The organism is Streptomyces sporangiiformans, assembly GCF_005768555.2.
In the GTDB taxonomy this organism is placed as follows: domain Bacteria; phylum Actinomycetota; class Actinomycetes; order Streptomycetales; family Streptomycetaceae; genus Streptomyces; species Streptomyces sporangiiformans.
This window is the reverse complement of sequence record NZ_VCHX02000118.1, coordinates 1-25704: the sequence shown is the minus strand read 5'-3', so window position 1 is coordinate 25704 and position 25704 is coordinate 1. Positions and strand designations below refer to the sequence as shown.

General features: G+C 69.8%; 23 protein-coding genes. 14 read left to right on the top strand and 9 right to left on the bottom strand.

Annotated elements, in window-relative coordinates; all coding sequences use genetic code 11:
• Position 1 precedes the first annotated feature (1 nt).
• The 3 genes from FGD71_RS15190 to FGD71_RS15180 all read right to left on the bottom strand — a co-directional run bounded on the left by FGD71_RS15190 (position 2) and on the right by FGD71_RS15180 (position 4029).
• Positions 2 to 982, bottom strand: coding sequence for an ABC transporter permease (locus tag FGD71_RS15190; RefSeq protein WP_119100988.1), 981 nt, complete (start codon positions 980 to 982; stop codon positions 2 to 4).
• Positions 983 to 1153: 171 nt separating this feature from the next.
• Complete coding sequence (locus FGD71_RS15185) at positions 1154 to 2881, bottom strand: ABC transporter substrate-binding protein (protein ID WP_240436595.1); 1728 nt, start codon at positions 2879 to 2881, stop codon at positions 1154 to 1156.
• Positions 2882 to 3012: 131 nt separating this feature from the next.
• On the bottom strand, positions 3013 to 4029 hold the full coding sequence (locus FGD71_RS15180; RefSeq protein WP_420878295.1) for an ABC transporter permease: 1017 nt from the start codon (positions 4027 to 4029) through the stop codon (positions 3013 to 3015).
• A gap of 340 nt (positions 4030 to 4369) precedes the next feature.
• On the opposite strand from FGD71_RS15180, the gene FGD71_RS15175 reads away from it, so the two are divergent.
• Genes FGD71_RS15175 through FGD71_RS15155 form a run of 5 tightly spaced genes read left to right on the top strand, consistent with a single transcriptional unit; the run spans position 4370 to position 9975 of the window.
• Entirely contained in the window at positions 4370 to 6004 is a 1635-nt protein-coding gene (locus FGD71_RS15175) for a peptide ABC transporter substrate-binding protein (protein ID WP_119100985.1), read from the top strand.
• A 51-nt stretch (positions 6005 to 6055) separates the two neighbouring features.
• The gene (locus FGD71_RS15170; protein ID WP_119100984.1) at positions 6056 to 6979 is read left to right on the top strand and encodes an ABC transporter permease; all 924 of its coding nucleotides are present in this window, start codon (positions 6056 to 6058) and stop codon (positions 6977 to 6979) included.
• A complete protein-coding gene (locus FGD71_RS15165; protein WP_119100983.1) occupies positions 6972 to 7982 on the top strand; it encodes an ABC transporter permease in 1011 nt (336 codons plus the stop codon). Before FGD71_RS15170 ends, FGD71_RS15165 begins: the two co-directional genes overlap by 8 nt.
• Positions 7983 to 7988: 6 nt before the next feature.
• Positions 7989 to 8963, top strand: a complete 975-nt coding sequence (locus FGD71_RS15160) for an ABC transporter ATP-binding protein (RefSeq protein WP_119100982.1) — start codon at positions 7989 to 7991, stop codon at positions 8961 to 8963.
• Positions 8956 to 9975: an ABC transporter ATP-binding protein gene (locus FGD71_RS15155; RefSeq protein ID WP_119100981.1), complete on the top strand. Its 1020-nt coding sequence runs from the start codon at positions 8956 to 8958 to the stop codon at positions 9973 to 9975. Before FGD71_RS15160 ends, FGD71_RS15155 begins: the two co-directional genes overlap by 8 nt.
• Positions 9976 to 10124: 149 nt before the next feature.
• On the opposite strand, the gene FGD71_RS15150 is transcribed toward FGD71_RS15155, so the two are convergent.
• Entirely contained in the window at positions 10125 to 12293 is a 2169-nt protein-coding gene (locus FGD71_RS15150) for a S9 family peptidase (RefSeq protein WP_119100980.1), read from the bottom strand.
• Between the two features lie 176 nt (positions 12294 to 12469).
• On the opposite strand from FGD71_RS15150, the gene FGD71_RS15145 reads away from it, so the two are divergent.
• From FGD71_RS15145 to FGD71_RS15130, 4 genes are all read left to right on the top strand, one after another.
• Positions 12470 to 12664, top strand: a complete 195-nt coding sequence (locus FGD71_RS15145) for a hypothetical protein (protein WP_119100979.1) — start codon at positions 12470 to 12472, stop codon at positions 12662 to 12664.
• Between the two features lie 78 nt (positions 12665 to 12742).
• Positions 12743 to 13651: an N-acetyl-1-D-myo-inositol-2-amino-2-deoxy-alpha-D-glucopyranoside deacetylase gene (gene mshB / locus FGD71_RS15140; RefSeq protein WP_119100978.1), complete on the top strand. Its 909-nt coding sequence runs from the start codon at positions 12743 to 12745 to the stop codon at positions 13649 to 13651.
• A gap of 248 nt (positions 13652 to 13899) precedes the next feature.
• The gene (locus FGD71_RS48830) at positions 13900 to 14292 is read left to right on the top strand and encodes a DUF6113 family protein (protein ID WP_119100977.1); all 393 of its coding nucleotides are present in this window, start codon (positions 13900 to 13902) and stop codon (positions 14290 to 14292) included.
• A 190-nt stretch (positions 14293 to 14482) separates the two neighbouring features.
• Positions 14483 to 16828, top strand: coding sequence for a hypothetical protein (locus FGD71_RS15130; protein WP_119100976.1), 2346 nt, complete (start codon positions 14483 to 14485; stop codon positions 16826 to 16828).
• 85 nt (positions 16829 to 16913) lie between these two features.
• On the opposite strand, the gene FGD71_RS15125 is transcribed toward FGD71_RS15130, so the two are convergent.
• From FGD71_RS15125 to FGD71_RS15115, 3 genes are all read right to left on the bottom strand, one after another.
• On the bottom strand, positions 16914 to 17654 hold the full coding sequence (locus FGD71_RS15125; protein WP_119100975.1) for an MBL fold metallo-hydrolase: 741 nt from the start codon (positions 17652 to 17654) through the stop codon (positions 16914 to 16916).
• Between the two features lie 44 nt (positions 17655 to 17698).
• The gene (locus FGD71_RS15120) at positions 17699 to 18550 is read right to left on the bottom strand and encodes a SirB1 family protein (RefSeq protein WP_119100974.1); all 852 of its coding nucleotides are present in this window, start codon (positions 18548 to 18550) and stop codon (positions 17699 to 17701) included.
• A gap of 259 nt (positions 18551 to 18809) precedes the next feature.
• A complete protein-coding gene (locus FGD71_RS15115) occupies positions 18810 to 19835 on the bottom strand; it encodes a GNAT family N-acetyltransferase (protein ID WP_119100973.1) in 1026 nt (341 codons plus the stop codon).
• Between the two features lie 141 nt (positions 19836 to 19976).
• Between FGD71_RS15115 and fdxA the strand changes: the two genes are divergently transcribed.
• A complete protein-coding gene (fdxA, locus tag FGD71_RS15110) occupies positions 19977 to 20297 on the top strand; it encodes a ferredoxin (protein ID WP_018089397.1) in 321 nt (106 codons plus the stop codon).
• A gap of 102 nt (positions 20298 to 20399) precedes the next feature.
• A complete protein-coding gene (locus FGD71_RS15105) occupies positions 20400 to 21491 on the top strand; it encodes a bifunctional succinyldiaminopimelate transaminase/glutamate-prephenate aminotransferase (RefSeq protein ID WP_119101026.1) in 1092 nt (363 codons plus the stop codon).
• A 94-nt stretch (positions 21492 to 21585) separates the two neighbouring features.
• On the opposite strand, the gene FGD71_RS15100 is transcribed toward FGD71_RS15105, so the two are convergent.
• Positions 21586 to 21981: an ATP-binding protein gene (locus FGD71_RS15100; RefSeq protein WP_119100972.1), complete on the bottom strand. Its 396-nt coding sequence runs from the start codon at positions 21979 to 21981 to the stop codon at positions 21586 to 21588.
• A 30-nt stretch (positions 21982 to 22011) separates the two neighbouring features.
• Between FGD71_RS15100 and FGD71_RS15095 the strand changes: the two genes are divergently transcribed.
• A complete protein-coding gene (locus tag FGD71_RS15095; RefSeq protein ID WP_140935896.1) occupies positions 22012 to 22191 on the top strand; it encodes a hypothetical protein in 180 nt (59 codons plus the stop codon).
• Positions 22192 to 22407: 216 nt separating this feature from the next.
• On the opposite strand, the gene FGD71_RS15090 is transcribed toward FGD71_RS15095, so the two are convergent.
• Positions 22408 to 23412, bottom strand: a complete 1005-nt coding sequence (locus FGD71_RS15090) for a VldE C-terminal domain-containing protein (RefSeq protein ID WP_119100971.1) — start codon at positions 23410 to 23412, stop codon at positions 22408 to 22410.
• 127 nt (positions 23413 to 23539) lie between these two features.
• Here FGD71_RS15090 and dapE point away from each other — a divergent pair, with 127 nt between their 5' ends.
• The gene (gene dapE, locus FGD71_RS15085) at positions 23540 to 24619 is read left to right on the top strand and encodes a succinyl-diaminopimelate desuccinylase (RefSeq protein WP_119100970.1); all 1080 of its coding nucleotides are present in this window, start codon (positions 23540 to 23542) and stop codon (positions 24617 to 24619) included.
• 179 nt (positions 24620 to 24798) lie between these two features.
• A complete protein-coding gene (locus FGD71_RS15080; protein ID WP_119100969.1) occupies positions 24799 to 25557 on the top strand; it encodes an LOG family protein in 759 nt (252 codons plus the stop codon).
• Positions 25558 to 25704: the final 147 nt, after the last annotated feature.

Here is a 25704-nt window from a genome sequence, read left to right as displayed (position 1 = left end):
CCTAGGCCAGCCGGATCCGCGGATCGATGAGGGCGTAGACGGCGTCCACTAGGACGTTGAGGAAGACGATCGCTCCGGCCGAGAGCAGGGTGACGCCCAGCAGCATGGGCAGGTCGCTCTTGTCGACGGAGTCCACCGCGAGCCGGCCGATGCCCTGCATGCTGAAGGTGGTCTCGGTGATGATCGCGCCGCCGAACAGGGTGCCCAGGTCGATGCCGAAGACGGTGACGATCGGGCCCATCGCGCCGCGCCAGGCGAAGCGGAAGAAGACGTTCGCACGGGACAGGCCCTTGGCCCGGGCGGTGCGGACATAGTCCTCGCTGAGCTGTTCGACCAGCTGGGAGCGGGTCATACGGGTGTAGTTGGCGGTGAAGATGATCGCCAGGGTCAGGCACGGCAGCAGCATTCCGGACGCCCAGGAGACCGGGTTCTGGGTGAGGGGGGTGTACGAGGGCTGGTCGAGCACGCCCAGCTTGGCGACCAAGAGGAACATCGCGATGTAGCCGACGAAGTAGATCTGCAGCGAGGAGCCGATCAGCGACAGCGAGCTGGCGAGCTTGTCGAGGAACCGGCCCTGCTTGAGCGCCGCGAGCATGCCCGCCCCGATACCGAGGACCAGGAACACGAGGGCCGAGCCGAAGGCGAGCGAGAGGGTCAGCGGCAGCCGGTCCATGATCGTGCCGTAGACGGGCTCACGGTTGGCGAAGGAGTAGCCGAGGCACGGGGCGTGGCAGAACCCGTAGCCGCTGTACTCGCGCCCGGCGAAGATGCCCACGAGCCAGTCCCAGTACTGCACGGGGATCGGCTTGTCGATGCCCAGGTTGTGCCGGATCTGCGCGAGCGCTTCGGGGGTGCAGTTCTTGCCGCAGGACATCAGCGCCGGGTCGCGTGGGATGGCGTAGAAGAGCCAGAAGGTGACGGCGCTGATGATCAGCAGGATGACCACTGCGCCGGAGACTCGGCGAACAAGGAAGCGGAGCATGGGGCGTGACTTTCCGGACGGGGCGCCGTCGCCGGGGGCAAGAGGGAAGGGCCGGAGGGAGCCGGAGGGAAGGGCCGGTGGAGAGGGCCGGTGGAGAGGGCCCTGGCGGGGCGGCCGGGTGAGGGGCGGCCCCGGGCGGTCGTACGCGACTGGAGGGTGTCGAAGCACCCCCTACGACATGGCGTAGAGCTTGCAGAGCGCGATGCAGGTGTTGCCGCTGTCGTACACGACGTTGCCGACCTTGGACCCGTGCATCCAGTTGCGGATGGAGTGGTAGTCCGGGACGCAGGCCGCGAGCTCCATGATCTGGCGGTCGACGGCACCCCAGGCCTTGTTGGCCGCCTGGGTGTCCGCGATCGTGGAGGCCGCTTCGATGGCCTTGTTGACGCCGGTGTCGTTCAACTGCGCGTAGTTGCTGCGGCCGTTGCCGATGTTGTGGCCGTCCCAGCAGGGGTAGAAGACCGAGTAGCCGCCTGGCCAGTCGGGGCTCCAGCCGGCGGCCATGAGGTCGTATCCGTTGTCGATCTTGCCGATCTGGGTGTAGAAGGTCGACTTGTCGAGCTGCTGGTTGACGACGGTGAAGCCGGCCGCCTCCAGCGCGTTCTTGATGGCGACGGCCTGTTTCACGGAGTTGTCGGACTGCTGGTAGGCGATGACCAGTTTCTGGCCGCTCTTGCCTGCCTGCTTCAGGAGCGCCTTTGCCTTCACCGGGTCGCCGCCCGGCTTCTTCGTCTTGTCGTACAGGTCGAACCTGGTGTAGCCGGGGGTCACCGGGCTGAAGATGGTGGTGGCCACCTCGCTGGTGGCGGCGCCTCCGCGGATGGTCTGCAACTGCTGCAGCGGCCACGCGTAGTTGATGGCCTGGCGGACCTTGACGTCCTTGATCCGGGTCGTGTTGATCGGCCAGTAGTAGGTGACCGTGTCGACCTCGGTGAGCACCCGCTGCTTGAGCTTGGCGTTGGTCAGCACCTGCTGGATGCGCTCGGGGGCGACCTCGTTGAAGATCGACATCGCGTACCGGTCGTTGCCCTTGTCGGCGATGTACCGGTCGGTCGAGGCCAGCGCCTGGAAGCCGAACTGGAAGACGTACTTGTCCGGGTAGGCGTTGCGGATCGAGTCCGTCTTCGGGTCCCAGTGCTCATTGCGCACGTACGTCATCGCCTTGCCGACCTGACGGCTCGCGATCTTGTACGGGCCGCAGGAGTACGGGCGCTTGTCGTACTTCTCCTTGGTGTCGTGCTTCTTCGGCACCAGCGAGTAACCGCGCATCGCCAGCGTGAAGTTGAAGTCGGCGCGCGCCTCGCTGAGCCGGAAGATGACCGTGTTGCCGTCGATCTCGATGGAAGCGAGGTGCTTGCCGTCGTACGGGCCCTTGTACTTGCCGCCGCCCACGAGCCACTGCTGGACGTAGCGGGGGCCCTCGGTGACGAAGGAGGCGAAGAGCCGCTCGAAGGAGTGGCGGACATCGTCCATGGTGATGTCCGAGCCGTCCTCCCACTTCAGGCCGTCCTTCATGGTGAAGGACCAGGTCTTGCCGCCGTCCTTCATGGTGCCGGCGTCGGTGGCGGCGTCGCCGACGAGGGTGCAGCCGCCCTTCTCGTCGATCTTGTAGCCGGTGAGACCGCGCAGGATCGGCACCGTGATGGCACCCTCGGTGGCGACGTAGATCTGGGCAGGATCCATGTGGTCCATGTCGAACTGGTCCAGCGAGTAGACCGTCCCGCCCTTGACCGCGCCCTTGACCTCGGGGGCCGGGCCGGTGGAGTCGGCCTTCGTGCCGACGGGGATCGTCTGGGTCTTGGAGCCGCTGACCGTGGGGACCTTGTCCTGCGAGGAGCTGCCGCTGCCGCTGTCGCTGCTGCCGCACGCGCTCAGGACCGGAGCCGCGGCTGCGACCATACCGGTGGCGATCAGGAAGTTTCTACGTGAAAAGGACACAGTGAGCCTACCTAGGGATGGAGCGGGCCGGACTGCACCAGCCGGACGACGTTGAACCGGGCCGGAAAGCCGGAAAGCTGGAAACGGGTGAGTCAGCGCTTGGACTTCGGGTCGAGTGCGTCGCGCACCGAGTCGCCGAGCAGGTTGAAGGCGAGGACGAAGATCACCATGGACAGGCCGGGGAAGAGCATGAAGGTGATGTCCTGGGTGTAGAACTGGGCACCGCGCTGGATCATGACGCCCCAGTCCGGGGTGGGGTCGATGATGCCGACCCCGAGGAAGGCGAGACCCGCCTCGGTGGTCACGAACGTCGGGAGCAGCAGCGTGGACTGGATGATGATCGGGGTCCACAGGTTGGGCAGCAGCTCCTTGAAGACGATGCGCCGCGGTGACGCGCCTGTCACCTTGGCGGCGTCCACGAACTCCCGCTCACGCAGGCCGAGTACCTGGCCGCGCAGCAGGCGGGCCATGGCCGCCCAGCCGAAGGCGGACAGCACGAGGATCAGGGCCGTGGCCCGCAGCCCGGTCGGGATGTTGTCGTTCGGGGCGACGAACACTCCGTACACCACTGGCATGAAGGCGATGAAGAACAGCGTGGAGGGGAACGACAGAAGGATGTCGATCACCCGGCCGACGAAGTAGTCGGTCCTGCCGCCCAGGTAGCCCGCGACGACTCCGATCACCACACCTAGGACGGTGGTGAGCAGGGTCGCGGCCGTGGCGATCCCCAGCGAGGTGCGGATGCCGTAGAGCAGGAAGGTGAAGACGTCGCGCCCGAGCTGCGGCTCGATGCCGAACCAGAACTCCGAGCTCATGCCGCCTTTGGGTCCCGCCGGATACGAGAAGGCGTTCAGGAGCTCCGGACGCGAGCTGGCATAGGTGGTGTACGGGTTCTTGCCGTACAGCTTCGCGATCAGCGGAGCGCCGATCGCGATCACGAAGAAGAAGATCACGACGCCGGCCGATATGACGCCCGTGCGGTCCCGCTTGAAGCGCAGCCAGGCGAGCCGGCCGGGAGACCGGCTGCTGCCGCTTCGGGAGGGTGCGCTGGGCGCCGGTGGTACGGCGCCGATTTCGGCCACCGCCGGGAGTGGGGCGGTGGAGGGCATGGGCGAGGTCATGGTCCATCCGGCCTGAACTGGTCACGGGGTCGCACGATGCGAACCCCACGGGTTGGGGTCTGTTCGGCCCCAGGCGCGACTTTTCATCGCGGTTGACTCTGGGTCAATGAATCTCTGATGGCTTTGATCTGGTCTTTTGTCCTTTGACTCAAGGCTGGCAGGCCGGTTGGTTGAGCTTTGGACTGTCGTGACCAAAGTGCGAGGGACGGCCGCTGCACCCGGACGGGTGGAGTGAAAGTGCGAATGATCCTTTAAGGGCTGATATTTGCCGGTATGAAGGAACGGCGTCCCTGCGCCGGAGCCGCAGCGCACTCTGAGGAGGCACTCCATGCGTGGAGCCACACACGCCAGATGGGCCGCGGGTGCGGCGGCGGTAGCCCTCGCGGCGACCGGATGCGGGGGCAGTGGTGGTGGCGGCGACAGTGGGGGTGCTTCCGGGATCGTGAGCGCCTCATGGGGCGACCCGCAGAACCCGCTGGAGCCGGCCAACACGAACGAGGTGCAGGGCGGCAAGGTCCTCGACATGGTCTTCCGCGGGCTGAAACGGTACGACGCCGAGACCGGCGCGGCCGAGAACATGCTCGCCGAGAAGATCGAGACCTCGGACTCGCAGAACTTCACCGTCACCGTGAAGAGGGGCTGGACGTTCAGCAACGGAGAAGCCGTCACCGCCAAGTCGTTCGTCGACGCCTGGAACTACGGCGCCAGTCTCAGGAACAACCAGAAGAACGCGTACTTCTTCGGCTACATCGAGGGATACGACGAGGTGCACCCGGAGGACGGCGGCAAGCAGAGCGCGGACACGCTCTCCGGTCTGAAGGTCACCGGCGACCGCACCTTCACCGTCAGGCTCACGCAGAAGTTCTCGTCCTTCCCCGACACCCTTGGCTACACGGCCTTCTCGCCGCTGCCCCGGGCGTTCTTCGACGACCACGCGGCCTGGGTGAAGAAGCCCGTCGGCAACGGCCCGTACGCCGTCGAGTCGTACGCCAAGGGCTCGCAGATGTCCCTGCGCAAGTGGGACGGCTATCCCGGGGACGACAAGGCCCAGAACGGCGGCGTGGACCTCAAGGTCTACACGGACAACAACACCGCCTACACCGACCTCCTGGCGGGCAATCTGGATCTGGTCGACGACGTCCCGGCCTCCCAGCTCAAGAACGTCCGAACCGACCTCGGCGACCGGTACATCAACCGGCCCGCCGGCATCATCCAGACCCTGTCCTTCCCCTTCTACGACAAGGTCTGGGGCAAGGACGGCATGGAGAAGGTCCGCACGGGGCTGTCCATGGCGATCAACCGCGAGCAGATCACCGAGACCATCTTCCAGAAGACGCGCACCCCCGCCACCGACTGGACGTCACCCGTCCTCGGCGAGGACGGCGGCTACCGGGCCGGCCTGTGCGGCGCCGCCTGCCAGTACGACGCCGGCGAGGCGAAGAAGCTCATCAAGGAGGGCGGCGGGCTGCCCGGCGGGCAGATCAAGATCACCTACAACTCCGACACCGGCTCCCACCGCGAGTGGGTCGACGCCGTCTGCAACTCCATCAACAACGCACTCGACAACGACAAGGCCTGTGTCGGCAACCCCGTCGGCACCTTCGCCGACTTCCGCAACCAGATCACCGACAAGAAGATGTCCGGGCCCTTCCGCGCCGGCTGGCAGATGGACTACCCGCTGATCCAGAACTTCCAGCAGCCGCTGTACTACACCAACGCCTCGTCCAACGACGGCAAGTGGTCCAACAAGGACTACGACCAGCTCGTCGACCAGGCCAACGCCGAGCCCCACGCCGGCAAGTCCGTCCAGCGGTTCCAGCAGGCCGAGAAGATCGTCCGCGACAACATGGCGGCCATCCCGCTCTGGTACCAGAACGGCAGCGCCGGCTACTCGGAACGGCTCTCGGACGTGGCGCTCAACTCCTTCAGCGTCCCCGTCTACAACGAGATCAAGGTCAACTGAGCCGCGGCGGGCGGCTCCTCGAAAGGGCTGCCCCCTACCTCCGGAGCCCCCATGGGACGGTATGTGATCCGGCGTCTGCTCCAGATGATCCCGGTCTTCTTCGGGGCCACGCTGCTGATCTTCCTGATGGTGAACGTGATGGGCGACCCCGTCGCGGGCCTGTGCGGCGACCGGCAGTGCGACCCCGCCACGTCGGCCCGGCTGCGAGGGGAGTTCGGCCTCGACAAGCCGCTGGTGCAGCAATACCTGACGTACATGGGCAACGTCTTCACCGGGGACTTCGGCACCGCCTTCAACGGGCAGAAGGTCACCGAGCTGATGACGACCGCCTTCCCGGTCACCATCCGGCTGACGATCGTCGCGATCCTCTTCGAGATCGTCATCGGGATCACGCTCGGGGTCGCCACGGGTCTGCGCCGCGGGCGGCCCGTCGACACCGGCGTCCTGCTGGTGACCCTCGTCGTCATCTCGGTGCCGGTGTTCGTCACCGGTCTGCTGCTCCAGCTGCTGCTCGGCGTCGAGTGGGGCTGGATCAGACCGTCGGTCTCCACGGAGGCCGGCTTCGGCGAGCTGATCGTGCCCGGCCTGGTACTGGCCTCGGTCTCCCTCGCCTATGTCACCCGGCTGACCCGTACGTCCCTCGCGGAGAACCGCCGCGCCGACTACGTCCGTACCGCCATCGCCAAAGGCCTGCCCCGGCACCGGGTGATCACCCGGCATCTGCTCCGCAACTCGCTGATCCCCGTGGTCACCTTCATCGGCACCGACATCGGCGCGTTGATGGGCGGCGCGATCGTCACCGAGCGCATCTTCAACATCCACGGCGTCGGCTTCCAGCTCTACCAGGGGATTCTCCGGCAGAACACCCAGACCGTCGTCGGGTTCGTGACCGTCCTCGTGCTCGTCTTCCTGGTGGCCAACCTGCTGGTCGACCTCCTGTACGCCGTACTCGACCCGAGGATCCGCTATGCCTGAGCAGCCGTACGAGACCGAGGGAGCCGTCGCCGCGACGGGCGTGGGCGGTGCGATGGACCTGGCCGCCGACGAGGCCACGACCTTGGAGCGGCAGCCGTCGGCCGCCTCCGGCGGACGGTCGCCCGGCGGCCCGGAGGGCGACAAGGAGCCACAGGAGAAGCCGCGTTCCCTCTGGTCCGACGCCTGGCGCGACCTGCGCCGCAACCCGGTCTTCATCATCGCGGGCCTGATCATCCTCTTCCTGGTCGTCATCTCCCTGTGGCCCTCGGCGATCGCCCCCGGGAACCCGCTCAAGTGCGACCTCGCCAAGGCCCAGCAGGGCTCCCAGCCCGGACACCCCTTCGGGTACGACGGTCAGGGCTGCGACGTCTACACACGGACGGTGTACGGGGCGCGGGTGTCGGTCACCGTCGGTGTCTGCGCCACGCTCGGGGTCGCGGTCCTCGGCGGCCTCCTGGGCGGGCTCGCCGGATTCTTCGGCGGGGCGTGGGACGCGCTGCTGTCCCGGATCACCGACGTCTTCTTCGCGATCCCGGTCGTCCTCGGTGGTCTGGTGCTGCTGTCCGTGGTGACCAGCAACACCGTCTGGCCCGTGATCGGGTTCATGGTGCTGCTCGGCTGGCCGCAGATCTCCCGCATCGCGCGCGGCTCCGTCATCACCACCCGGGAGAACGACTACGTCCAGGCGGCCCGCGCCCTCGGCGCCTCCCCCTCCCGACTGCTGCTGCGGCACATCGCACCGAACGCCATCGCGCCCGTCATCGTCGTGGCGACCATCGCGCTCGGTACGTACATCGCGCTGGAGGCGACCCTCTCCTACCTCGGTGTCGGGCTGAAACCGCCGACGGTGAGCTGGGGCATCGACATCTCCTCGGCCTCCCAGTACATCCGGCAGGCGCCGCACGCGCTGCTCTGGCCGGCCGGCGCGCTCGCGATCACCGTGCTCGCGTTCATCATGCTCGGCGACGCCGTGCGCGACGCCCTCGACCCGAAGCTGAGGTGAGCGGCCGTGCTGCTCGAAGTGCGCGACCTGCACGTGGAGTTCAGGACCAGGGACGGTATCGCCAAGGCGGTCAACGGAGTCACCTTCGGTGTCGACGCCGGGGAGACGCTCGCCGTGCTCGGCGAGTCCGGCTCCGGGAAGTCCGTGACCGCGCAGGCCGTCCTGGGGATCCTCGACACGCCACCCGGGAGGATCACCGGGGGCGAGATCCAGTTCCAGGGGCAGGACCTGCTGAAGCTCAAGGAGCAGGAGCGGCGGCGGATCCGCGGCGCCCGGATGGCGATGATCTTCCAGGACGCGCTGTCCGCGCTCAATCCCGTCCTCTCCGTGGGCGCCCAGCTCAGCGAGATGTTCACCGTCCACCGGGGGATGTCGAAGAAGGACGCGAAGGCGAAGGCCGTCGAGCTGATGGACCGGGTGCGGATCCCCGCCGCCGCGGCGCGCGCCGGCGACTATCCGCACCAGTTCAGCGGGGGAATGCGCCAGCGCATCATGATCGCCATGGCGATGGCCCTCGAACCGGCGCTGATCATCGCCGACGAGCCGACCACGGCCCTCGACGTCACCGTTCAGGCCCAGGTCATGGACCTCCTCGCCGAGTTGCGGCGCGAACTCGGCATGGGCCTCATCCTCATCACCCACGACCTCGGCGTGGTCGCCGACGTCGCCGACCGGATCGCCGTGATGTACGCGGGCCGGATCATCGAGTCGGCCCCGGTCCACGACATCTACAAGGCACCCGCCCACCCGTACACCAAGGGCCTCCTCGCCTCCATCCCACGCCTCGACCAGAAGGGCCAGGGGCTGTACGCGATCCAGGGCCTGCCGCCGAACCTGATGGCCATCCCACCGGGCTGCGCCTTCCATCCGCGCTGTCCCATGGCCCAGGACATCTGCCGCGCCGAGGAGCCCCCGCCGGCCGAGGTGGACGCGGACCGCGGGAGCGCCTGCTTCTACTGGCGGGAGACGCTCGATGCCTGAGGCGATTCTGGAGGCCAGTGGCCTGGTCAAGCACTACCCCCTCACCCGGGGCGTCCTCTTCAAGAAGCAGATCGGGGCGGTCAGGGCCGTCGACGGCGTGGACTTCGCACTAGGCCGGGGCGAGACCCTTGGCATCGTCGGCGAATCCGGCTGCGGCAAGTCGACGGTCGCCAGGATGCTGGTCAACCTGGAGCGGCCGACGGCGGGTTCGATCAAGTACAAGGGCGAGGACATCACCCGGCTGTCCGGTCGCGCCCTGAAAGCCGTACGCCGCAACATCCAGATGGTCTTCCAGGACCCGTACACCTCCCTCAACCCCCGCATGACCGTGGGCGACATCATCGGAGAGCCGTACGAGATCCACCCCGAGGCCGCGCCGAAGGGCGACCGTCGCAAGAAGGTCCAGGAGCTGCTGGACGTGGTCGGGCTCAACCCGGAGTACATCAACCGCTATCCGCACCAGTTCTCCGGCGGCCAGCGCCAACGCATCGGCATCGCACGGGGGTTGGCACTCCGGCCCGAGATCATCGTGGCCGACGAGCCGGTCTCGGCGCTCGACGTGTCCGTGCAGGCCCAGGTGATCAACCTGCTCGACCGGCTCCAGGACGACTTCGACCTGTCGTACGTCTTCATCGCGCACGATCTGTCGATCGTGCGGCACATCTCCGACCGGGTCGGCGTGATGTACCTCGGGCGGATCGTGGAGACCGGCAGGGACGCCGAGATCTACGACCACCCGACCCACCCCTATACCCAGGCCCTGCTGTCCGCGGTGCCCGTCCCGGACCCGGAGGCACGGGAGCACCGGGAGCGGATCATCCTCCACGGCGATGTGCCCTCACCGGCGAACATCCCGTCCGGCTGCCGCTTTCGCACGCGCTGCTGGAAGGCCCGGGAACGGTGCGCGCTCGAGGTGCCGCTGCTCGCGGTGCCCGCCGGGTTCCGGTACGACACGGGTCCCGCGGTGCACGCATCGGCCTGCCACTTCGCCGAGGCCGTGTCCGTGACATAGCATGATAAATGCTTATCAACTGCGTTAACACGCAGGCAACTTGGCTGAAGCGGTACCGATATACGGACGCGTCAGGCTGAACAACGTACGGCCGTGCGGGTGCCGTAAACCGGCCGGGGCGCGCCATGTCGCCCCGGCCGGTTGCCTGACTACGCTACGCCGAGCGAGCGCTTCAGGAAGTCCACCTGGAGCAGCAGCAGGTTCTCGGCCACCTGTTCCTGCGGGGTCATGTGGGTGACCCCGGAGAGCGGCAGCACCTCGTGCGGGCGGCCCGCGGCCAGCAGCGCGGAGGACAGCCGCAGGGAGTGCGCGACCACCACGTTGTCGTCGGCGAGGCCGTGCACGACCATCATCGGACGGGCCGGCTCGGCGGCGTCCACCAGACCGTTGTCGTCGATCAGCGAGTTCTCGGCGTACACCTCGGGCTGCCGGTTCGGATCGCCCAGGTAGCGCTCCGTGTAGTGGGTGTCGTACAGCCGCTGGTCGGTGACCGGCGCGCCCACGATGCCCGCATGGAAGACGTCCGGGCGGCGCAGCACCGCGAGCCCCGCGAGATAGCCGCCGAACGACCAGCCGCGGATGGCGACCCGGCTCAGGTCCAGCGGGAAGCGCTCGGCGAGCGCCCGGAGCGCGTGGATCTGGTCATCGAGGACGACAGCGGCCAGATCGTCCTTGATCGCCTTCTCCCAGGCGGGGGAGCGGCCCGGTGTGCCGCGCCCGTCCGCGACGATCACCGCGAAGCCCTGGTCGGCGAACCACTGTGAGGTGAGATGCGGGTTGTGCGCGGCCAGCACGCGCTGTGCGTGCGGGCCACCGTACGGATCCATCAGGACCGGCAGCGGGCCGTCGGTGTGGCCCGTGGGGAGCAGGACGGCGCACGGCACCCGGCGCTCACCCGCCTCCGTGAGGCTCACGCGCGGGCGCAGTCCAGGACGGTCGGCGTACGAGGCCACGGTTGCCGCCGGCTTTCCCTCGCGCAGCACATGCACCTGTGCCCCGGGCCGGTCGGGCACCGACGAGACGAGCACGGTCACATTGCCCGAGCGGACCGCCGAGTGCACGCCCGGCTCCTGCGACAGCCGCTCCATGCCGAGGCCGTTGACGCGGTAGACGTGGATCTCGCCGATCTCGGGGGCCGCCGCGGCCTCGCCCGCCGACGCGGACACCAGCACATCGTCGTCCGACACGTCGAGCACCGCGCGCACATGCAACTGCGGTCCCGTCAAGGGGCGTTCACCCACCGCCAGGACCCGCGCCCCGCCCTCGTCGGCGATCCGCACGAGCTGTCCGCCCGGGCTCCAGCACGGTGCGCCGGGGAAAAGATCAAGCCATTGTGGATCTTCGTCCGCGTGCACCATCCGGGTCGCCCCGGAGTCGGCGTCCACGGCCAGGTAGAGCTGGCTCTTCTGGTCCCGCGCCTGCACGAGCAGAAGCGGTGCTCCGGCCGCTGACCAGTGCACTCGTGCCAGATACGGATAGCGCGCCCGGTCCCAGACGACCTCCGTGCGCGCCCCGTCGAGCCCGACCACGAAGAGACGTACCTCCGCGTTGCCGGTACCGGCCGCCGGGTACGCGACCTGCTGCGGGGCCTGCTCCGGCCGCGCGGGATCGGCGATCCACCAGCGGCGTACGGGCGCGTCGTCGACCCGCGCGACCAGCAGCCGGTCCGAGTCCGGCGACCACCAGAACCCGCGCGAACGGCCCATCTCCTCGGCCGCGATGAACTCGGCCAGCCCGTAGGTGACCGTCGCCGAACCCGCCGAGGGCTCCGGCTCCGCGAGCGCCCGGTCGTCCTCGCCCTCGGCGCCGACGACCCGCAGGGCGCCCCCGGAGACATACGCGACGAGCCGTCCGTCGGGGGAGGGGCGCGGGTCCAGCACCGGTCCGGGAACGGGCAGTTCACGTGCCGTGCCGGCCCGCAGTTCTGCTGTGAAGAGCCGCCCCGACAAGGCGAAGGAGGCCAACTCCACGGCCTTGTCGGTGGCATAGCCGACGATGCCCGCGCCGCCCTCCCGGCTGCGCTCGCGGCGCGCCCGCTCCTGGGCCGACAGCCGCTCGGACGCCCCCTCGAGCAGCGTCTGCGGGTCCGCGGCCACGCGCTCCCGCCCTTCGGCCGAAGGGACCCCCGCCTCGCTCCGGCTGTCGCCGTCCGCCACATCGAGGACCCACAGCAGATTCGCCCGGTCCGTACCCGAGCGAGACCGCAGGAACACGACACGGGAACCGTCGGGGGCCACGGTGAACGCGCGGGGCGCACCGAGCGTGAAGCGCAGGGTGCGCGCCTGCCGGCGCGGAAAGGAGAGAGGCTCGGTCGTCATGCCCCGACCATATTGGCCATGCGCCCCCTTGTGCGGCCGTGCGCCGATCGATGCGCAGCCATGGATAGTTATGATCAATGGCGCCGCGTGGGTATGAACCTGCTGGCTGCTGTACGGATCAACAATTGTCCCTGCTCTGCCCCCCACATCCCTGGGATCCTTGGAGGTGAGCCGCCGTGGCACTCTCGATTTCGGCGGTGGTGCTGCTGGCGATCATCGTCTTCATTCTGGTCAAGAAATCAGGACTGAAGGCCGGTCACGCGGTCGTCTGCGTCCTGCTCGGCTTCTACCTGGCCAGCTCGACGATCGCGCCCACGATCAACGAGCTGACGACGAACATCGCGGGCATGATCGGGGACATAAAGTTCTGACCCGCGCTCGCGGGCGGCGCCGGGCTCCCGTAGGGCGGCCCGGGGCTCGTACGGCCTGCGCCTCGTAGGGTGGGGTCCATGACGGAACCCCCTGCCCGTCGTCTGCTCCTGGTGCACGCGCACCCGGACGACGAGGCGATCAACAACGGCGCGACCATGGCCCGGTACGCGGCCGAGGGCGCCCATGTCACGCTGGTGACCTGCACGCGGGGCGAGCAGGGCGAGGTCATCCCGTCCGAGCTCGCGCACCTGACGGGCGAGGCCCTCGGCGGCCACCGCCAGGTGGAGCTCGGCAGGGCGATGGACGCGCTGGGCGTGCGTGACGCCCGTTTCCTCGGCGGTCCCGGCCGGTATCAGGACTCCGGGATGATGGGCCTCTCCGACAACGACAACCCACGCTGCTTCTGGCAGGCGGACGTGGACGAGGCCGCCGCGGATCTTGTCCGGGTGATCCGCGAGGTACGTCCTCAGGTTCTGGTCACCTACGACCCCGACGGGGGTTATGGCCACCCGGACCACATCCAGGCCCACCGGGTCGCCATGCGCGCCGCCGATCTGGCCGCCCGGCCGGACGTCCGCCCCGACCTCGGCGCACCGTGGACGATCACCAAGATCTACTGGAACCGCGTGCCGCGCTCCGTGGCCGAAAAGGGCTTCGCGCGTCTGAGGGACGTGCTGGGCGAGCTGCCGTTCCCCGCCTCCGCCGCCGTCGACGACGTACCGGGTGTGGTGGACGACTCCATGATCACCACGGAGATCGACGGTACGTCCTTCGCCGCCGCGAAGGCCGCCGCGATGCGGGCGCACGCCACACAGATCGAGGTCGCCGAGCCGTGGTTCGCGCTCTCCAACGAACTCGCTCAGCCGCTGTTCGTCGTGGAGTACTACGAGTTGGTGCGCGATGAGCGGGCGGGGGCGCGTGCCGGGGTGCCGGCCGGGCCGCGGGAGACGGACCTGTTCGCGGGGATTTCCGAGGAGAGCGCCTGATGAGTACGCGGAACAGGGCGAAGGCGAACAGGTCAGGGGCCGGCAAGGCGGGGTCTGGCGTGGACAGGTCTGGCGTGGACAAGTCCGGTGCGAACGGGTCTGGGGCGAACAAGGCGGGGGCGAACCGGTCTGGTGCGAACAGGGCCGGAGCTAAGACGCCCGGGGCGGCAAGCTCCAGTGGGCGAGGCCCCGGCGTCGGAGGCTCCGGCGTGGGTGGCTCCGGTGCGGGAAGCTCCGGTGCCGGAAGCATGCTCGCCCAGCCGCCGAAGCTGCCGTCGTCCGCGCGGACAGCCGCTTACTTCGGCCTTTTCGTCCTGGGCGCCGTGGTCGCGGGAGCGGGCGGGCTGGTCCAATCCGGCTGGTTCCCGGGCGGGTTGATCCTCGCGCTGGCCGGCGCTGCCGGGCTCTTCCTGGGCGGGGCGCGGGCGATGGGCAGCAGGGCCGGGGCGGTCGCGCCCGCGGGCGGGTGGGTGATCGCGGTCATCCTGCTCACCGCGAGTCGTCCGGAAGGCGACTTCCTCTTCGGTGTGGGAGCCGGTTCCTATCTCTTCCTGCTCGGAGGCATGGCTGTGGCTGTGATGTGCGCCACGCTTGGCTCGGGGCGGCAACCTGGCGGCCCCGCTGCCCGACTTGGCAAGTGACGTACTACTTCGCCGCAGAACGTGCGTGCGGTTCCGGTGTGGGTTTCCTCAGCGGTCGCGGGATACGCGCCAGAAGTGGCCAGTATGGTGGTGCGCGCGCCGAGCCTCCCCCGAGCTCTCGGCTTCGCCGAGCAGGGGGGACCCCAGCGATGAGGTCTATGGGCGGCGGAGCCAACCAGGAGAGCTTGCCTTGAGTCGTGAAACTGACAGTTCGTCCTCCGGGCCCAACGGGCGCGGCGGAGCCGCATACCCGTCGGGTACGCCGCCCTACGGAACCCCCACGGGTTCCGAGGGCGCTGCCGACGCGGGGCGTTCCGCTGGTGACCGGCCGGAGGAGCGCAAGACCGAGACCACGCTGACGACGCGGATCCGGATCAACATCCCTGGATCGCGGCCCATTCCGCCCGTCGTCGTGAGAACACCCGTCGGGGACGCGGAAAGCTCCGACAGCGGTACGAACGGGGCGGCCTCGGCCGCCGCGGAGCCGGGACCGAGTGCTGCCTCGGGTGCGCCCAAGGCCTCGGACCCGGCCTCGATCCCCGCCCCCGCCCCGGCCTCGATCCCTGCTCCTTCCTCCGGACCCGCCGCTCCCGCGGAGGCGAAGGAGAAGACGAGCGACTGGTTCGCGCCACGCAAGTCCGGTGCCCCCAAGGGCGGTTCGGGCGGTGGCGGCACCAACGGGGCCGGGCTGCCCGGAGGTTCGGGCACGCCGGGCACGGATACGCAGGGTGCTGGTGCTGGTGCTGGTGCTGGTGCGGGCGCGCCGAGCGGGCCCGCCGTACCGGGGCCGCGTTCTGCCGGCGGGTCCGGTGGAGCGCCCCGGCCCGGTGGTGGCGTCGGCGGTCCGCCCGGAGGCGCGAACGGCACGAGCGGCGCCGGGCTGCCCGGCGCGGGCGGCACGAGTCCTGTGGCGCCCGGGCACGGCGGCGGCACCGGTTCCTTCGACGTGTCCAGTGCGCTGGCGGCGGGGCCGCTCGGTACCGGCACGGGAGGGCACCCGCCGAAGACGAAGGGCGCGGGCGACGGCGGTGACTCGTCGCGGCGCGATGACCTGCCCTATTTCTCCGACGTCCCCGAGAACGGCCGGGGCGGGCCCTCGGGCCCGACGGGCGGACCGGTCACCGGAGACGGGCCGCTCGCGCCGCCCGCCGGTGCCGGAGGTCCGGGCGGTCCGGGCGGTCCGGGGAACCCCGACGGGTATGCGGGTCCCGCTCGTCTGGGGGGCCCGGGTGGGCCGGATGGTCCTGGTGGCCCTGGTGGCCCCGGCGGCCCCGGTGTGCCTGGTGGCCCCGGTGTCCCGGGCAGCCCTGGTGCTCCGGCCGGGAGCCCCGGTCGACCCGGCGGCGGAATGAGCGACGACACCGCCATCCTCACCCCGCAGAAGCCCGCCCCCGAACCGCCCGGTTACGGCGGCGGCCCCGGTGACAACGTCTCCGGACACACTCTGACCAGCGGCATCCCCGTCGTACCGTCCCCACAGAACTCGCCGTTCGGGCCGGGCGCCCTTTCCGACGGCCCGCTGCCGCACCAGCCCCCGAAGCTGCCCGAACCCGTCTCGCCGGCCGCGCCTGTCGCGGCCAAGCCGAAGAAGAAGGGGCGCAGCAAGCTGGTGCTCCTGGGCGTCGGCGTGGTGGTCCTCGGCGGGGGCGTCTACGGCGCCGGGCTGCTGATGAACCACTCCGACGTGCCCAAGGGCACCACGGTGCTCGGCGTCGACATCGGCGGCGGCACCCGCGACGACGCCGTCAAGAAGCTCAACGACGCCTTCGGTGACCGTATGAACAAGGCGATCCAGTTGTCGGTAGACGGCGACACGGTCTCGCTCAAGCCTGATCAGGCGGGCCTTCAGTTCGACAGCCAGGCCACGGTCCGCGCCGCCGCGGGCTCCGACTACAACCCCGTGTCGGTGGTGGGTTCGCTGTTCGGCAACAAGCGCGTCATCGACCCGGTGATGCCCGTCGACGGGGAGAAGTTGCGGGCTGCCCTGGAGCGCGAGGCGGGCGGCACCGGCTCGGCGACCGAGGGCACGATCAAGTTCGAGTCGGGCAAGGCCGTCGCCGTGTACGGCAAGACGGGCAAGGGCATCGCCATAGGGCAGTCGACGGAGGCCGTCGAGGAGGCGTACCGCACGCAGGTGGAGACCGGGAAGTCCAATCCCGTGAAGGTCCCCACCACCACGCGGCAGCCGACGATCTCGAAGGCCGAAGTCGACGCGATGATGAAGAAGTTCGCGGAGCCGGCGATGTCGGGCATCGTCACCGTCAGGGCCGGTACCGCGGAGATCCGCTTCAGCCCGGAGAACTCCCTCTGGAAGTTCCTTGGCGTGAAGGCCGTCGACGGCAAGCTCGTGGACACGTACGACCTCGAAGCGCTCAAGGAGCTCTACGGCACCACGTTCGAAGGCGTGACGATCACGAGGGGTACCGGAAGGAAGACCGCGGTCACGCCGCAGGACGTGGTCAACGCGCTGCGCCCCGCGCTCCTCGGCAAGTCGGGCTCCGAACGCACGGGTGTGATCGAGACCAACCCGAGTTAGGTGGTTTCGATCGGATTCGGTCCGTTTCGTTTTGGTTCGGTTCGGTCTGATTGGATCAGGCAGTCCGCGTGGTGAGGGCGGTCGGTCAGATCTCCACGACGAGCCCGGTCGTCGCCACGTCGACCGGGCCGTCGTAGACCACGGCGGCTGCCGTCACCGCGGTCGCCGGGTCCGTCCCCGGCCACAGGTGGGTCAGGAGCAGCCGGGCGACGCCCGCCTGTGCCGCGTACTGCCCGGCCAGAACGGCGGTCAGCAGGTACGGGGCGTCCTCGTCCGGGACTTCGTGGGGGTACGTCGCCTCGGAGAGCAGGACATCCGCGCCTTCGGCGAGGCGTGTGATCTCGGGACTCGGGCCGGTGTCCCCGGTGTACGTCAGGACACCGTCGGCCGTGGTCAGACGCAGGCCCGCGTTCGGGACGTGGTGCGGGAGCGATGCCGTACCGATGGTGAACGGGCCGACCGTCAGGGTGTCGCCCGGTGCGAAGTCGCGGCGTGTGCACGCGGGCGCGAGCATGCCCGGCCTGTCGAGCGCCAGAACGGCGTCGAGGGCGCCGGCGGGCGCGTACACGGGCATGGCGGGTGGCGGGCTGTCGGCGAGCGCCCGGGCTCGGAGCAGCGGGTTGAGGTCGGCGCAGTGGTCCGGGTGCCCATGGGTGACCAGGACGGCGTCGACCGCGTCGGCGGTGACGTGGTGGAGCAGCTGCGGAAAGGTCGCGTACCCGGGGTCGACGAGCAGCCGGAACCCGGACTGTTCGACGAGGTAGCCGCTGCAGGCGTGGGCGGCGGTGGGCCAGGCGCCGGAGCCGCCGAGCACAGTGAGCTTCACGTAGACCCCTGTTCGTGCGGTCGGCAACCCGTGGTGCGGGCAGGTCAGTTGAGCATCGCGCGGGCCGCGCGGGCCTGTTGGTGTATGCGGTCCGCGGCAGGTTCGTCGACGCCGGCCACGATATCGGCGTACGCGTCGAGTTCGGCCGCGCCCAGCAGGAAGTCGCCGCGCTGGACGAGGAGTTGTGCGCGGTCGTAGCGCAGGCGGGCAGGGTGGGACGGGAGGAGGAGGGAGAGCTCCACGGCCCACAGGGCGACGTCACCTCGTTCGGGGCGGGCGGCGGCCCAGGCGCGGATGTTGTTGAGGATGCGCAGGACGACGTCGAGCGGGTCGGCGGGGGTGAGCATCGACGGGTCCAGGGGAGCGCCGGTGGCGCCCGCCACGAGCAGCTCCGCGTCGGGGCCGGTCAGTACGCGGCCGCCGTCGAAGGGGTCGGCGAGAACCTGCTGCTCCGGGGGGCCGAAGCCCACGACGAAGTGTCCGGGCAGGGCGACCCCGTAGACCGGCGCACCGGCCCGGCGCGCGACCTCCATCCACACCACCGACAGCAGGATGGGCAGCCCGCGTCGCCGCCGCAGCACCTCGTGCAGGAGCGAGGACTCCAGTCGCTGATAGTCCCCGGGCGTACCGCGGAACCCGCAACGCTCGCCGAGGTGCTCCGCCAGGGCCGTGGCCCACGAGCGCGGCCCGCCCGGCCGGAACGGCAACTCCCCGGCCAGCCGGTCCAGCTCGATCTGAGCGGCATCCATCCCCGCCTCGTCCAGCGCCCCGTCGGCCTGGGCGCCGATCAGGAGGCACAGCATGGACAAATCGGGCCGGTCGGCCCGCGCCTCCTCGCTGAAGCGCTGTCGCCACACGGCACTCTGCTCCGGCCCAGGAGGATGAGGGGGACCCATAACTGCCTCGTGCCCTTTCACGCCGATCGCTACCGCTGCGTGGCTCTTACGACCAGTTTCCCCGGCCATTCACTCTCCGGCGCGCCCGCCTCCGACCGCGGCCCTTCGCCTCCGGCCGCGGCCCTTCGCCTCCGGCGCGCCGGTGGTGGTTGTCATGCGGTCCGGTGTGCCCGTGGAGCGTCGGCGCTCGATTCGGTCACCGTGTCGCGCGGTTGCTTTCGGCGTACGGCGGGATCCCGCCCTCCGCGGTGCCGCCGCCTCAGGCATCGGCTCGTCCGTCCGCACCTTCGCCACCGCCGCGGTAGTGGTGGTACGCGTGGTGGGCCGTGAAGCCCATGCGGGCGTACAGCGCGCGCGCCGCCGCGTTGTCGGTCTCCACTTGCAGCCACGCCGCCGAGGCGCCCTCGGAGAGGGCCTGGCGGGCCAGAGCCGTCATGACCGTCGTGGCCAGACCCTGGCGGCGGAGGGACGGATCGACCTCGACCGCGGCGAAGCCGGCCCAGCGGCCGTCGACCACGCAGCGGCCGATCGCGGCGGGTATGCCCGGCTCGGCGCCGGGCACCGTGGCGAACCACACCGAAGGCCCGCTGCCCAGCACCTTCAGGGCCACGTCGCTCATCCCCTTGCGCTGGTAGCGGCCCAGCCACGCCTCGTCCGCCGTGCGGGAGAGGATCACGGGGCGAGCCGGGTCAGGGAGGTCACCGACCGGGGCCAGCGCGCCGATCCACATCTCGGCGGTCACCTCGCGCGTCCACCCCCGCTCCGCCAGCTCCGCGCACAGCAGCTCCTGCGTGCCCTCGGCCCCGGTCGCGGTCTGGACGTACGCGGGCAGGCCCCGGGCCGCGTACCAGTCCCGCACGAAGGTCAGCGCCGCGTCGAGCGGCAGACCGGGGTCCCCGAGCGGCAGCACCGAGTTGGCCCGGCGGGTGAAGCCGGCGGCGGCCCGCAGCTCCCAGTCGCCGAGACGGGTGGACTCCACCGGCTGCCAAGCCCGCGCGGCGACCCGTGCCAGCTCCTCGTACGTCGCCGAGGGGCCACGCCGACGGGCCGGAGCGGACGGGACGACCTTGCCCGCGACGAGCGAGTTTTCCGGGATGCGGACGACCTCCCCGGACCGTCGTGTGATCAGCAGCACATCGTCGTCCCATGATGTGAGAACACCGACCGTGTCGGTGAACTTCTCACCCTTGGGTGCGTGTTCGTCCAGCTGCCGTAGGGAGACGCGTTTACCCACGTCAGCGGGGGTAATGCGGACCTCAAGCCGTATGCGCGCGGAGAATTCCACAGCTCAGTCCAACCCTCCTGTTCGGATCATGCCCAGGAACGGAGATACTAGGTGTGGGCATCGACGACGCCGCGCTCCCGCGCGCCAGGTGGCGGAGCCTGTGGACGGCTCGCCAGCGCCCTATCGAGGAGGAACGACAGCGTGACCTACGTCATCGCGCAGCCTTGTGTCGACGTCAAGGACAAGGCGTGCATCGAGGAGTGCCCGGTCGACTGCATCTACGAGGGCTCCCGGTCCTTGTACATCCACCCGGACGAATGCGTCGACTGTGGAGCCTGTGAGCCGGTCTGCCCGGTCGAGGCGATCTTCTACGAGGACGACACTCCGGAAGAGTGGAAGGACTATTACAAGGCGAACGTCGAGTTCTTCGACGAGCTCGGCTCGCCCGGCGGTGCCAGCAAGCTGGGACTGATCGAGCGCGACCACCCCTTCATCGCAGCGCTGCCGCCGCAGAACCAGTAAGCGGCCCGCATCCGCGCGCCGCCTCGGTCCCGTACGGCCTGATCACCTCGATCGCGTCGCCGTACGGGACCGAGGCGTTTGCCCGAGCAGAAAGTGATCCCCGTGTCCGCAGTCTCCGACCGGCTTCCCACCTTTCCCTGGGACAAGCTGGAGCCCTTCAAGGCGACGGCCGCCGCTCACCCGGGTGGCATCGTCGACCTGTCCGTCGGCACTCCGGTCGACCCGGTGCCCGAGCTGATCCAGAAAGCTCTGGTGGCGGCGGCCGACTCGCCCGGCTACCCCACGGTGTGGGGCACGCCGGAGCTGCGGGACGCGCTCACGGGCTGGTGCGAGCGGAGGCTGGGCGCGCGGGGCGTCACCCATCGCAATGTCCTGCCGGTCGTCGGCTCGAAGGAGCTGGTGGCCTGGCTGCCGACCCAGCTGGGCCTCGGCCCGGGGGACAAGGTCGCCCATCCGCGCCTCGCCTACCCGACGTACGAGGTCGGCGCCCGTCTGGCGCGCGCGGACCACGTCGCGTACGAGGATCCGACGGAGCTCGACCCGGCCGGCCTGAAACTGCTGTGGCTCAACTCGCCCTCGAACCCCACGGGCCGTGTCCTGTCCCAGGACGAACTGACCCGGATCGTCGCGTGGGCGCGTGAGCACGGCATCCTCGTCTTCTCGGACGAGTGCTACATCGAGCTGGGCTGGGAGGCCGACCCGGTCTCGGTCCTGCATCCCGACGTGTGCGGCGGCTCGTACGAGGGGATCGTGTCGGTCCACTCGCTCTCGAAGCGGTCGAACCTCGCGGGCTACCGGGCCGCGTTCCTGGCCGGCGACGAGACCGTGCTCGGCGACCTCCTCCAGATCCGCAAGCACGGCGGCATGATGACGTCCGCGCCGACCCAGGCGGCGGTGGTCGCCGCGCTCGGTGACGACACCCATGTGCGCGAACAGCGCGAGCGCTACGCGGCCCGCCGCACGGCCCTGCGCGACGCCCTCCTGAAGCACGGCTTCCGCATCGAGCACAGCGAGGCGAGCCTCTACCTCTGGGCGAGCAGGGACGAGTCCTGCTGGGACACGGTGGGCCACCTGGCGGAGCTGGGGATCCTGGTCGCGCCGGGCGACTTCTACGGGCCGGCGGGCGAGAAGTTCGTACGTGTGGCGCTGACGGCGACGGACGAGCGGGTGCGGGCGGCTGTGGAGCGCCTGTAAGCACCCGTACTGCCGTTTCGTACGTACGGCGAAGGGGCCCAGGTGGCGTGCACCTGGACCCCTTCGCCGTATGAGCGGCGCCGTACGAGCGGCGTCAGCCGACCGGCAGCTCCTGGACCGGCAGCTGCTTCGTGGGCAGGGTGCCGCCCTGGGAGAGGCCGTCGGTCGGCAGCTCCCCTCCCGTCGACTTCGTGGTGGCACCGACCACGTCACCCGCGGGCCCGGTGACATCCCCGGTGGCCTTCTTGACCGCCTTGCGGTCCACGTCGCCCAGGTCGCCCGCATCCGCGTCGCCCGCGAGCCCGGTGACGTTGCGCGCGGCTCCGTCGGCGGTGGTGTCCGCGTTGTCCAGCGTGGTCACTCCGCCGAGGTCGGGGGTGGCCGGCAGTTCGGCCGCGCCGGCGGAGCCGGCCGCACCGACCACGGGCGCCGCTCCCGCTGCGATGAGCAGCGCGGCACGGGCGATCCGGCGGGTCAGGGGGAGGGACATGATGCTCCTTAGACGGGAGAGAACGGTGAAGTGTCCGACCCCGACGGGGAGTTGACCGGCTGGCTGCTGATCGTTTCCGGCGTCGGACGCAGTGACTACCGCTCGAAGTCCGCGAAGGTTGCGGTGGCCAAAAGTAAAGAGTTGGCAATGCGTCGCATTATCGGCTGCGGAGAAAACGGGCGAAAACCGCCTGGCGGCAAAGCCTGCTGAATCCTTACGGCCCTTTGCTCCCAAGGGATTCGCCGGAGAGGAGAGTGGCGGGGCGAAAACCCGTGCGCGCCGTGGACATGGCGCCCCGGTTACTCCCTCCGGCGAGTGAGGGCTCGCACTGCTGCCCGGCTCTGTTGCCCGGGCCTGTTGTCGGACCGCTTTCCGGGGCCTCTGTCCGGGCCGCTTACCAGGCTGCTTTCCGGGCCGCTGTCCGTTCTACAGTCCGGCGACGATGCGGACGGCGCTCGTCGTGTTCCGGGAAGGCGAGCCGTCCTCGCGCCACTCGCTGCGGGTGTTCCCGGCCGTCCAGACCCGCCCCGCGTAGGCGACCTGCCGGATGTGCAGCGTGGAGGAGTTGGCCACGGCCCAGTGCGCCAGCGCCCAGCCGCGCTGCCGCTCCCCGCCCTCGGCCCTCGCCCCGTCGGGGACGGGGATGGTCACGGTGCGGGGGTTTCCGGCGCCGCTTCCGGCCGTGGGTGCGGCCGACGGCGTGGCGCTCCCGTCGGTGCCTGCCCCGTCCTCGGGCCCCGCACCTCGTTCCGAGCCGGCGTATCGCTCCGCGCCCGCCTGCTGGAACACGCTCTGACCGAAGTCCCGTACGAGCGCGGCGCGCACCGCGTCGGGGCCGCCCGGCTGGACTCCCGGGCGCCCCTCACAGGTGAGCGTGGCGGCGGCGCGCCCGGTCAGTGCCGCGGCCAGCAACGTGGCGTCCGGCTCGTGCTTCGCGTACGCCTGCGGAAAGCCGCTGCGCTGCACGCGCTGCGCGGCGACGGTGAGCGGCAGCCGCGAGTAACCCGGCACCTTGGCCAGGTGCTTGTAGAACTCGCCCGCCGCGTACGTCGGGTCCATGATCTGCTTCTCGGTGCCCCAGCCCTGCGACGGCCGCTGCTGGAACAGTCCGAGCGAGTCCCGGTCGCCGTGTCTGATGTTGCGCAGGCCGGACTCCTGGAGCGCCGTCGCGAGGGCGATCGTGACGGCCCGCTCGGGCATGGCGCGATTGGCGCCGACCGCCGAGATCGTCGCGGCGTTCGCCGCCTGCTCCGCCGTGACCTCGTACGACGCGCCGTCACCCTTGCCCGAGACGACCGTGCAGCGCGGTGCGCCCGTGCCCCCGGTGAGGTACTGCACCGCGAGGTAGGCCGCGAGGGCGAGCAGTGTCGCTAGGGCCGCACCGAAACGGAAGAAGCGGCCGCGACGGACGGAAGTGGGGCGTTCAGGCACGCGTAACAAGGTATAGGAGGCAACTGAGGGCCGAGCGACACTGTGGACAATTAGTCAATAGGCGGCGAGATTCGTTCCATGGTGCCTTGGGGGAGGTGACCTGACCCCGCGCGTTAGGGTCGACGGCATGACCGACGCCCCGCTTGACCTCACCCTGGACGCCGCACGGCTCACCGCGCAGATCGTCGACTTCCCCTCCGAGAGCGGCAGCGAGAAGCCCCTCGCGGACGCCGTCGAGACCGCGCTGCGCACCCTGCCGCACCTGACGGTCGACCGGTACGGCAACAACGTCGTCGCCCGTACGAACCTGGGGCGGGCCGAGCGCGTCCTCCTCGCCGGACACATCGACACGGTGCCGATCGCGGAGAACGTACCGTCGCGTCTCGACGAGGACGGCGTGCTGTGGGGCTGCGGCACCTGCGACATGAAGTCGGGCGTCGCCGTGCAGCTGCGTATCGCGGCCACGGTGCCCGAACCCAACCGGGACCTCACCTTCGTCTTCTACGACAACGAAGAGGTCGCGGCCCACTTGAACGGTCTGGGGCATGTTGCTGAGGCCCACCCGGACTGGCTGAAGGGCGACTTCGCGGTCCTGCTGGAACCCTCCGACGGGCAGGTCGAGGGCGGCTGTCAGGGGACGCTCCGGGTGCTGCTGAAGACGAAGGGCGAGCGTGCGCACTCCGCACGCGGCTGGATGGGCTCCAACGCCATTCACGCGGCCGCGCCCATCCTGGCCAGGCTGGCCTCGTACGAGCCGCGTCATCCGGTCATCGACGGGCTGGAGTACCGGGAGGGCCTGAACGCGGTCCGCGTCGAGGGCGGCGTGTCCGGCAACGTCATCCCGGACGAGTGTGTGGTGACCGTCAACTTCCGTTACGCGCCCGACCGCAGCGAGGAGGAGGCTCTGGCCCACGTCCATGAGGTCTTCGCGGACTGCGGGGTCGAGGAGTTCGTGGTCGACGACCACAGTGGCGCGGCGCTGCCCGGCCTGTCCCACCCTGCGGCCGCCGCGTTCATCGAGGCGGTCGGCGGCACCCCGCAGCCCAAGTTCGGCTGGACCGACGTCTCCCGCTTCAGCGCGCTCGGCGTCCCGGCCGTCAATTACGGTCCCGGCAATCCTCTCTTGGCTCACAAAAGGGATGAACGGGTCGAAACGGCAAAGGTCCTGGCAGGCGAGGAGCGGCTGCGGGCCTGGCTGACGTCCTGATGCGGCCGGTGGCGGTCGATGGGGTCGACGTCCTCATCGCTGTCCCCCTGGGCGGTTCACGGCGGACATGCCCGCGTCCCCCCTCCGTAACCGGCGTAGATCTAGGCTGATGTGGAACGACCTCCCCAAGCTCGCGGCTCTGCTCGAGCGGGGGAGGCCCCTACGCGGAGGGAGCGGACATGGCTACCGGCAACCCCGAGGGCAGCAAGCAGCCACCGGAGGAGCAGCGGCTCGGCCCTGTACTGCGCAGGCGCGGCCAGGTACAGGCGAGTACGACGGACCAGCGTCTGCTGGACGAGCGCGCTCCCACGGACTGGGTGCACACCGACCCCTGGCGAGTGCTGCGCATCCAGTCGGAGTTCATCGAGGGCTTCGGCACGCTCGCCGAACTCCCGCCTGCCATCAGCGTGTTCGGCTCCGCCCGCACGCCGGTCGACTCGCCGGAGTACGAAGTCGGGGTCGCGCTGGGCCGAGGGCTCGTCGAGGCGGGCTTCGCCGTCATCACCGGTGGTGGGCCCGGCGTCATGGAGGCCGCCAACAGGGGTGCCTGCGAGGCCAAGGGCATCTCGGTCGGACTCGGCATCGAGCTGCCCTTCGAGCAGGGGCTCAACCAGTACGTGGACATCGGGCTGAACTTCCGCTACTTCTTCGTGCGCAAGATGATGTTCGTCAAGTACGCGCAGGGTTTCGTGGTCCTGCCGGGCGGACTCGGCACACTGGACGAACTCTTCGAGGCGCTGACTCTCGTCCAGACCCAGAAGGTCACCCGCTTCCCCATCGTGCTCTTCGGTACGGAGTACTGGGGCGGCCTGGTCGACTGGCTCAAGAACACCCTCATCGCCCAGGGCAAGGCCTCGGAGCACGACCTGCTGCTGTTCCACCTGACGGACGACGTGGACGAGGCGGTGGCGCTGGTGTCCAAGGAGGCGGGGCGGTAATCAGGACAGGGGTTGCTCGCCCCCGCCGCCCCTACCCGTCCCATCCCTGGGGCTCCGCCCCAGACCCCGCTCCTCAAACGCCGGAGGGGCTGACATACCCAGCCCGTCCGGCGTTTGAGGACGAGGCCGTTCAGGCCGATAGCGGGG